Origin of the sequence: Crocosphaera sp., assembly GCF_030064895.1 — a bacterium.
Lineage (GTDB): Bacteria > Cyanobacteriota > Cyanobacteriia > Cyanobacteriales > Microcystaceae > Crocosphaera.
The window spans coordinates 1-8,405 of record NZ_JASJEB010000162.1; the positions used below are offsets into that span (position 1 = coordinate 1).

Annotated in this window: 8 protein-coding genes and 1 pseudogene; 7 read left to right on the forward strand and 2 right to left on the reverse strand. The window is 37.5% G+C overall.

Annotation, left to right across the window (positions count from 1 at the left end; genetic code table 11):
- The first annotated feature begins 1 nt into the window (after position 1).
- From tnpA to QNJ66_RS25370, 5 genes are all read left to right on the forward strand, one after another.
- Positions 2-364, forward strand: a complete 363-nt coding sequence (tnpA, locus tag QNJ66_RS25350; RefSeq protein ID WP_300511446.1) for an IS200/IS605 family transposase — start codon at positions 2-4, stop codon at positions 362-364.
- A gap of 336 nt (positions 365-700) precedes the next feature.
- A complete protein-coding gene (locus QNJ66_RS25355; RefSeq protein WP_300511447.1) occupies positions 701-1,423 on the forward strand; it encodes a DUF3120 domain-containing protein in 723 nt (240 codons plus the stop codon).
- A 65-nt stretch (positions 1,424-1,488) separates the two neighbouring features.
- Positions 1,489-2,466: an adenylate/guanylate cyclase domain-containing protein gene (locus QNJ66_RS25360; RefSeq protein ID WP_300511453.1), complete on the forward strand. Its 978-nt coding sequence runs from the start codon at positions 1,489-1,491 to the stop codon at positions 2,464-2,466.
- Complete coding sequence (locus tag QNJ66_RS25365) at positions 2,463-3,209, forward strand: RNA methyltransferase (RefSeq protein ID WP_300511448.1); 747 nt, start codon at positions 2,463-2,465, stop codon at positions 3,207-3,209. The genes QNJ66_RS25360 and QNJ66_RS25365 overlap by 4 nt, the downstream gene beginning before the upstream one ends.
- 52 nt (positions 3,210-3,261) lie before the next feature.
- Complete coding sequence (locus QNJ66_RS25370) at positions 3,262-3,798, forward strand: tetratricopeptide repeat protein (protein ID WP_300511449.1); 537 nt, start codon at positions 3,262-3,264, stop codon at positions 3,796-3,798.
- Positions 3,799-4,048: 250 nt separating this feature from the next.
- Here QNJ66_RS25370 and QNJ66_RS25375 read toward each other — a convergent pair whose 3' ends face one another.
- Complete coding sequence (locus QNJ66_RS25375; protein WP_300511450.1) at positions 4,049-4,687, reverse strand: Uma2 family endonuclease; 639 nt, start codon at positions 4,685-4,687, stop codon at positions 4,049-4,051.
- A 618-nt stretch (positions 4,688-5,305) separates the two neighbouring features.
- Here QNJ66_RS25375 and bchL point away from each other — a divergent pair.
- The gene (gene bchL / locus QNJ66_RS25380; protein ID WP_300511451.1) at positions 5,306-6,172 is read left to right on the forward strand and encodes a ferredoxin:protochlorophyllide reductase (ATP-dependent) iron-sulfur ATP-binding protein; all 867 of its coding nucleotides are present in this window, start codon (positions 5,306-5,308) and stop codon (positions 6,170-6,172) included.
- A 347-nt stretch (positions 6,173-6,519) separates the two neighbouring features.
- A complete protein-coding gene (locus tag QNJ66_RS25385; protein ID WP_300511452.1) occupies positions 6,520-7,920 on the forward strand; it encodes a ferredoxin:protochlorophyllide reductase (ATP-dependent) subunit N in 1,401 nt (466 codons plus the stop codon).
- A gap of 50 nt (positions 7,921-7,970) precedes the next feature.
- Here QNJ66_RS25385 and QNJ66_RS25390 read toward each other — a convergent pair.
- Positions 7,971-8,405 (reverse strand): annotated as a pseudogene (locus QNJ66_RS25390) (hypothetical protein); the annotation flags it as partial.

Here is an 8,405-nt window from a genome sequence, read left to right on the forward strand (position 1 = left end):
GATTAATTATCATTTTGTCTGGATACCTAAACGACGCAAAAAAGTCTTAGTTGGTGATGTAGAGAAAAGATTACGTCAGATTATTTGGGAAGTATGTCAAGAGAATGATTGGATTATTATAGCTTTAGAAATCATGGCCGATCATGTACACTTATTAGTCAATGTATTACCGACTATTCCCCCTCATAAAGTCGTCAAAGCTATTAAGGGGAGAAGTTCTCCATATCTACGCCAAGAATTTCCTCATCTCATGAAAATTCCTAGTCTTTGGACACATTCCTATTTTGTTTCAACTGCTGGTAATGTTTCCTCTGAAACTATTCGTAGATATATGGAAGAACAACGGCATCATGATACCACTTAATGCTTTTCCATAAGTCGATGTTCACGGCTAATAAATTAGCCGAGTCGTGCTTCATCTCCTATTTTTAAAATAGGAGTTTTCGCACTCCCATGTTTTGTTATAAGTCTTAAAACTTTCTCTTTTTTTTAAATTAATATTAAATATTAGGGAGAACTAAAATATAGTCAATGTTTTGTCTTCCTACCATCACCCCACACTATTGACTAACTAGGAAAAATTAGCTAGTATAAAACATATCCCCTCCCCCCCCAGGGGATATACCCCAAAAGCAACTTTTGCGATAAGTTAAGTAAAGTAAAGAAAAACTCATAAATAGACACAAAGGTTAACAAAAAGTTGATTTCTCCTCCATCCACAGTCACCAGGCAAACCCTAAATCCCTCGGATCGTTCATCTGTGGGTCAAAGCTTTTTTAGCCGTCAAAGCATCAAAAATTGGCTAACGTTCCTAGCATCGGGCTTTTTAGTGTCCGTTCCTGTGTTTATAGAAGCCCCCTTAGTGCGCTTTTGTCCTGAAATTAGCGTAATAATGACAGCAGGATGGTTATGGTTAGCCTTTCACCTAATGAAGCGATCGCAGACCCATTTATGGGGAGATTTATTATTTGGATTTAGTTGGAGTTGGTTAGCCGGTGCCATTTATTGGGGGTGGTTTCGATGGGAACCATTAATCCATCTTCCCATCGAATCTATAGGGGTTCCCATCGCCTTGTGGTGTCTTTGGCGAGGATGGGGACAAGTGGGTAATTTTTTCTATGTCGGCTCACTCTTAGGTACAGCCATTACCGACGCTTATTTTTATGTTACGGGATTAATTCCCCATTGGCGACAACTGATGCAAGTTGATCCTAGTTTAGCCACCCCCATTTTCCAATCGGCCTTAGAACAAGTACAAACTCCTTGGGGAATGAGTTGGGCGGTGGTTTTAGGCAACTGTTTGTTAGGGATTGGTTTATGGGCGATGCAAAAATCCGATCATCATTGGTGGGCATTAGGGGGCGCGGTATTGAGTACAATCTTGGTAGATAGTTTATTTTGGTTTGCAGCGTCTTTGGCGTAAGTAGGTACAATGAAATAGGCTATCACCCTTTGCTTGTTTTCCTAAACCCACCGGATCAAACCTCTGTGGATAATCTCGCCAACACACCTCATCTATTGCTCAATACCGCTAAAGGTAAACGTTATTTGACTTTAGCGGAGAAAAATTATTGGACCATTGGAAGAGGAAGGGATAACGACTTTCCCATTAGAGATCATTGTATTTCTCGTAACCATGCCATTTTGCAATGTACAGAAACGGGGGATTTTTTGTTGATCGACTTAGGCAGTCGTAACGGAACCTTTGTGAACGATCGCCGTGTCAGTATTCCTGTTACCCTAAAAAATGGAGATAAAGTCACATTTGGTAAGACGGAGGTGACTTTTAACGGTCTGGTTCGCAATGAAAACGGTGTGACTCCTCCAGATTTAGCAGATCGCGATACCATGGTTTTACACGAACGTCGCTTAACCTCGGTGCTGGTGACGGATATGAGAAACTTTACTACCTTAACACGACAGTTGGACGAAAAAATCCTCTCCTCATTGATTGGTAATTGGTTTCGTCACTCCGGGGAGATTATTCGTAATGCAGGAAGTTGGGTAGATAAATACATTGGCGATGCGGTGATGGCTATCTGGTTTCATGGAGAAAACGAAGTCACCAAAGCTGATGTTATGCAAATTTTCCAAGCGGTTACGGATCTCAATCAGATGACAAAACAGTTAAGTCAAGAGTATCCAGTTCCCTTTGAATTAAAGATTGGTGCCGGCATCAATACAGGTTATTCTATGGTAGGCAATACCGGTAGTGGGGATCACCCCGATTATACTGCCATTGGCGATACAGTTAACGCGGCTTTTCGTTTAGAGTCAGCTACCAAAGACTTAGGGTTAGATGTAGCGATCGGAGAGGCAACATATCTTCATTCAGCAGAATTAAAGGAAGTTGACACCATCTTTTCTGAATATAGCCTGAACCTGAAGGGTTATGAGAAACCCACCCTTTCTTATGCCGTTACTTTTGAGGAGTTAGAGAAACTTCTCACCATGAATCAACCATGAAGGAAACTGCTTTAACAAGAGTTCGTATTGTTTTAGTGGAACCAGCAGGACCTTTAAATGTGGGTTCCGTAGCCCGAGTTATGAAAAATATGGGCTTAAAGCAGCTAATTTTAGTCAAACCCCACTGCGATCGCATGAGTGATGAAGCGAGACTGATGGCGGTTCATGGTATTGATGTCTTAGAACAATCTCAGGTGGTTGAGACTATTCCCCAAGCGTTACAGGGGTGTCAACGTATTCTGGCTACCACAGGTCGATCTTTGTCCCTTCCCACCCATTTAGAAACCCCAAGAGATGCTTTACCCTGGTTACTCACAGAAGGGTCAAACACGGCGTTAATGTTTGGACCAGAAGATCGGGGTTTAAATAACGAAGAACTTAACTATGCTCAGCGTTTTGTCTCTATTCCGGCTAATGCTGACTATCCTTCTCTGAATTTAGCACAAGCTGTGGCGGTTTGTAGTTATGAACTGTATCAAGCTGCACAAGATCCCGTGGAAAGTCAAACAGACTCAGACTTTGAGCGAGCATCTTTTGAGCTTTTGGAGGGCTATTATCAACATTTAGAAGAGGTTTTATTAAAAATTGGTTATCTTTATCCCCATACGGCCAAGGCCCGTTTAGAAAAATTTCGCAGACTCTATAACAAGGCTAACTTAACCCCAGAAGAAGTTGCCCTATTACGAGGTATTTTGCGACAAGTTAACTGGGCTTCTCAGTTTATACCCTCAAAAAATAAGTAATACTAGGATACACTGAAAGAACTTAGAATTAACTTTATATAAACTGGTTAATATGAATAAATCTACTCAAAAAATTATCGTTATTGTATCGGGTTTAGCTTTACTTGTTAGTATGACAGCAGCAGGTTTTTCTTTTAGACAAAACCCGTCTTCTTCCCCTGAACAAGCTAACTCAGGAACGGCCTCTTCCGCCGAGGAAAGGATAAAATCGATTATTGAAGGATACGAAAGCGTTCTGCAAAGAGAACCGGATAATCCTACTGCTAAACAAGGACTAGAAGAAGCACTGAGAGCTTTGATCGCAACACAAATACAAGCCCAAAATTTGGAGGGTGCTATTCCTACTCTAGAAAAATTAGCAGCTTTAGTGCCTGATAATGAGGAGTATCAAGTAGTTTTGCAACAGTTGAAAGAAGCTCAAAAACAAGCTCAAGCAGCACCTTCTCCTACTCAACCAGAAGCAGTTGAACCTGACTCTGATGAACCCCTTCCTCTCATTATTCCAGAGGCTCAAGAAGAATCCAACCCTTTATTAAATCCTCAAGAAAATTCTAACCCATTATTTCCTTCTGAAACTAATCCTAATTAAGTTTAAATATGGGCTTAATAATATTAAGCCCCCATAAGCTTTTAAGAAGTTATAATCACTCCGCAGTAAATGACGAGGTGACGGGGTGACGGGGAGATGGGGAGATGGGGTGACGGGGTGACGGGGTGACGGGGAGAGGGTTTTTTTTCTAATTTTTCAATATGTCGTTTAAATGAGTATTAGCTTATTATATTTTTTGTATCTTTATCTCTAATTTCGAGGTACGAGAAATATCATAAACTTGGTAAAATTAGATGTTTTGTTGTTTAATCCACTGACGAAATTGTTTTAAGGTTGCTGTTTCTCCATCTCTTAAACTTTGGTCAATAAAGGGTAAGATATTGGCTAATTTTAACCAAGGAAAGGTTAAACTATAGTCAGATTCGACATAATTTTGCTGATCATTTAAAATAAAAGCAATTAGCTGATTACCATCATATCGCCAAATTTCAGGCACTCCTAAAGCAACATAAATGGGTAACTTATTAAGAGAACTATTACTCATATCAATTTCTAACACTAAATCTGGAGGCGGATCAATATCTAGTCTAATATCTTGTTTGTTCCTTACTAAAGGTTCATTGTTTAGATAATAACAAGAGTCTGGTTCAACTCCTTTTTTGACCATCTCTTTTTTTAAAGTTAATGAACCCATTGTTTTAATATTTAAGTTTAGTTCTAATGCGATTACTACAATTAAATTATCAATAAAACGATTACTATATTCATGTTGTCCAAAGGGTGTCATAATTTCAATAATTCCTTGATCGTAAGCTAAGCGAATTACTCTTTTTTCACCTAACTCTTTGATAATTTGTTTAAAGGTTTCCCAAGTAATATTATTTAAAATAACTCTGTTTTCGGTGATATTTTGCTGAATAATTCGCATTATTTGTGTCCCAATTCATACTTTAAATATAACTAATGATTGGATGGACAGAATTAAAGTATTCTGTTGTATTAATTATCTTAAGAACTTTGCCCACCCGACTATAACTAGAATGGTAGGGGTGAATGGTAGTTGACCTCTACAAAAAAATTGTAATTATTCTTTATAAAATTATTTCCGACATCATTTTTAGTCTCTTAACTCAGGGGAAAATGAGTCTTTTTTGTTACATCCCTTAATTTTTTGCCCTTTTGTAATAAAACAATAAAGCAACAGTAAACTGCTATAAGCTTTATAGAATAATGGTTTCAATGATTTTAACGTTCAAATGAGCGATCGCTTCAATTCTAAAATTTTTATATTGTTCCTCATTATTATAATACGAAACACAAAAATAATTTTTAAAGATATATAAGCCTTTGAAAGTATTTTAATCGAATTTATATTAGTTTAGCTTTTATATTTACAATTTTGCTTAAGAATACTAGCTTATTTATTCTTAACTACTCTTGGAAATCTTAGCTAGTTGTTCCATAATGCGATTAATGAGATTGACGAACAGACTGTGGTTACAACGCAGTCATAACAAGATTATTTTGAACGCAGGAGACTAAACCCTTGACTTTAACACTCGCAGTTTACGGAAAAGGTGGTATCGGAAAATCAACCACCAGTTGCAACATCTCTACAGCATTGGCCAAACGAGGTAAAAAAGTACTACAAATTGGTTGTGATCCCAAACATGATAGTACATTTACTCTGACAGGCTTTCTCATTCCTACTATTATCGACACCTTACAAGAACAGGACTTTCACTACGAAAATATTTGGCCCGAAGACGTTATTTACAAGGGATATGCAGGGGTTGACTGTGTAGAGGCAGGGGGGCCTCCTGCGGGTGCCGGTTGTGGTGGTTATGTGGTAGGAGAAACGGTTAAACTACTCAGGGAACTGAATGCGTTTGATGAGTACGATGTCATCTTATTTGATGTATTAGGGGACGTAGTTTGTGGTGGGTTTGCTGCACCTTTAAACTATGCTCAATATTGTTTAATTGTCACGGATAATGGGTTTGATGCGTTGTTTGCTGCTAACCGTATTGCTGCTTCGGTAAGAGAGAAAGCACGCACCCATCCTTTACGCTTGGCCGGGTTAATTGGTAATCGTACTTCTAAGCGTGATTTAATTGATAAATATATACAAAGAGTTCCTATGCCTGTGTTAGAAATTCTACCATTAATTGAGGATATTCGGGTATCACGGGTTAAGGGACAAACCTTGTTTGAAATGGCAGATAATGACCCTTCTCTTGACTATGTTTGCAATTATTATTTGAATATTGCTGACCAATTATTAGCTTTGCCAGAAGGTGTGGTTCCTAATGATGCTCAAGACAGAGAATTATTCAGCTTATTATCTGATTTCTATCTGAATCCTCAAGCTCCTAAAACACAAGAAGAAGAGTTAGATTTGATGATAGTTTAATCATCCCGTAGGTTTGGTTAGCAATAGCGTAACCCAACAAGATAAGGTCAATTTTGTTCGTTGATGTGGGAGCATCCCAAAGTTGCAAATTGTCCTTGATTGATAATAGTTGATCTGATTAATTTCCCCCTGTCTCCCCGTCAAACTCCAAGAATAAGTTTTTTGCAAAAATGGGATGCTCCCGTTGATGTTGGGTTTCGTTCCTCAACCCAACCTACAGGTTACTTCAATGATATCTATCCTAAGTAATAAGGGAACACTAACTATAGTAACTTTAATTAAACTCTCCAGATACCGACGAAATTGAACGAATTAGACAACAATTACAAACAGGAGAACTCTAAACCATGACACTTGCACAAGAAACCACATCCTTACAATTTGAATGCGAAACAGGCAATTATCACACCTTTTGTCCCATTAGTTGTGTAGCTTGGTTATACCAAAAAATAGAAGATAGTTTCTTCTTAGTTATCGGGACCAAAACCTGTGGTTACTTCCTACAAAATGCTATGGGAGTGATGATTTTTGCTGAACCTCGTTATGCAATGGCAGAATTAGAAGAAGGAGACATTTCTGCTCAATTAAACGATTACGAAGAACTGAAAAGATTGTGTTTACAAATAAAACGCGATCGCAACCCTAGTGTAATTGTTTGGATCGGCACTTGTACGACTGAAATTATTAAAATGGACTTAGAAGGTTTAGCCCCTAAACTAGAGTCTGAAATCGGTATTCCTATCGTTACAGCAAGAGCAAATGGCCTAGATTATGCTTTTACACAAGGAGAAGATACAGTCTTAGCTTCTATGGCTCATAAATGTCCTAAAAATGTTAAAGAAGAGTCAGAAAAACAAGAAAGAAATGCCATCCATAAACTATTAAACTTCGGTAGAAAAAAAGAAGATATTAAACAAGAAGAATCCGAATATAAAGAACATCCTCCTTTAGTTTTATTTGGCTCTTTACCAGACCCAGTTGTTACTAATTTAACCCTAGAATTGAAGAAACAAGGAATAAAAATTGATGGTTGGTTGCCCTCAAAAAGATATACAGAATTACCAGTGATTGATGAAGGTTATTATGTGAGTGGAGTTAACCCATTTTTATCACGAACTGCTACTACTTTAATGCGTCGTCGGAAGTGTAAATTAATCGGCGCACCCTTCCCCATTGGACCCGATGGTACTCGTGCTTGGATCGAAAAAATATGCTCTGTTTTCAATATTGAACCCCAAGGTTTAGAAGAAAGAGAAGCGAAAATTTGGGATAGTTTAGAAGACTACATTAAATTGATTCGGGGTAAGTCTGTTTTCTTCATGGGTGATAATTTATTAGAGATTTCTTTAGCCCGTTTTTTAATACGTTGTGGTATGACTTGTCCTGAGATTGGTATTCCTTACATGGATAAAAGATACCAAAAAGCAGAATTAGATTTCCTAGAAAAAACCTGTCAAGAAATGGGTGTACCTGTGCCTAAAATTGTCGAGAAACCTGATAACTATAATCAAATTCAACGCATTTATGAGTTAAAACCTGACCTCGTTATCACAGGAATGGCCCATGCAAACCCCTTAGAAGCAAGAGGAATAAATACTAAATGGTCTGTAGAATTTACCTTTGCACAAATTCATGGGTTTACCAACGCAAGAGACATATTAGAGTTAGCAACTCGTCCCCTTCGTCGTAATAATAACCTCAAAGAATTAGGATGGGAAAAATTAGTCAAAGAAGAAGCTATAATCTAAACAGTAGGGTGGGCATTGCCCACCTATTAATCATTAATTTTAAATTGATATTACTGTTTTTTGTTATAAACATTCATCATAAAATTATCTAATTTCCATGTTCCAACTAATCTTTGAGAAAAATCTAAATTATAATTATCATCCAAGACGTTTTTAACCGCTTTTTTTTGTTCTTCTGTGCTTGGTTTTCCCCAGACAGGGCGTTCACTATCTAACCATAAAATTCGTTGGTATTGTTCAGAATTTTTACTTAAATTTTCTGCTAAAACAAGAGATAAATTATCAGATTTTTGCGCTAGTAAACTAATAGGGGAAGTGGTAGGTAGATAATAAGCTAATCTTAATACATGACCCCAAGCTTGAGAATTCATGATAATTAAAGTAGGTTCATTTTGCTGTTCATTGATAATATCTACTACTTGATGGAACATCTGACGAGAACGTAAACTAAAATCAGCAACATTAATTCCTAAATATAATAGCAA

What these genes read in the sequence shown, in the direction of transcription:
- QNJ66_RS25375 (WP_300511450.1), bottom strand. Translation starts at nt 4,687, where the DNA reads ATGCGAATTATTCAGCAAAATATCACCGAAAACAGAGTTATTTTAAAT.
- QNJ66_RS25370 (WP_300511449.1), top strand. Translation starts at nt 3,262, where the DNA reads ATGAATAAATCTACTCAAAAAATTATCGTTATTGTATCGGGTTTAGCT.
- QNJ66_RS25385 (WP_300511452.1), top strand. Translation starts at nt 6,520, where the DNA reads ATGACACTTGCACAAGAAACCACATCCTTACAATTTGAATGCGAAACA.
- QNJ66_RS25365 (WP_300511448.1), top strand. Translation starts at nt 2,463, where the DNA reads ATGAAGGAAACTGCTTTAACAAGAGTTCGTATTGTTTTAGTGGAACCA.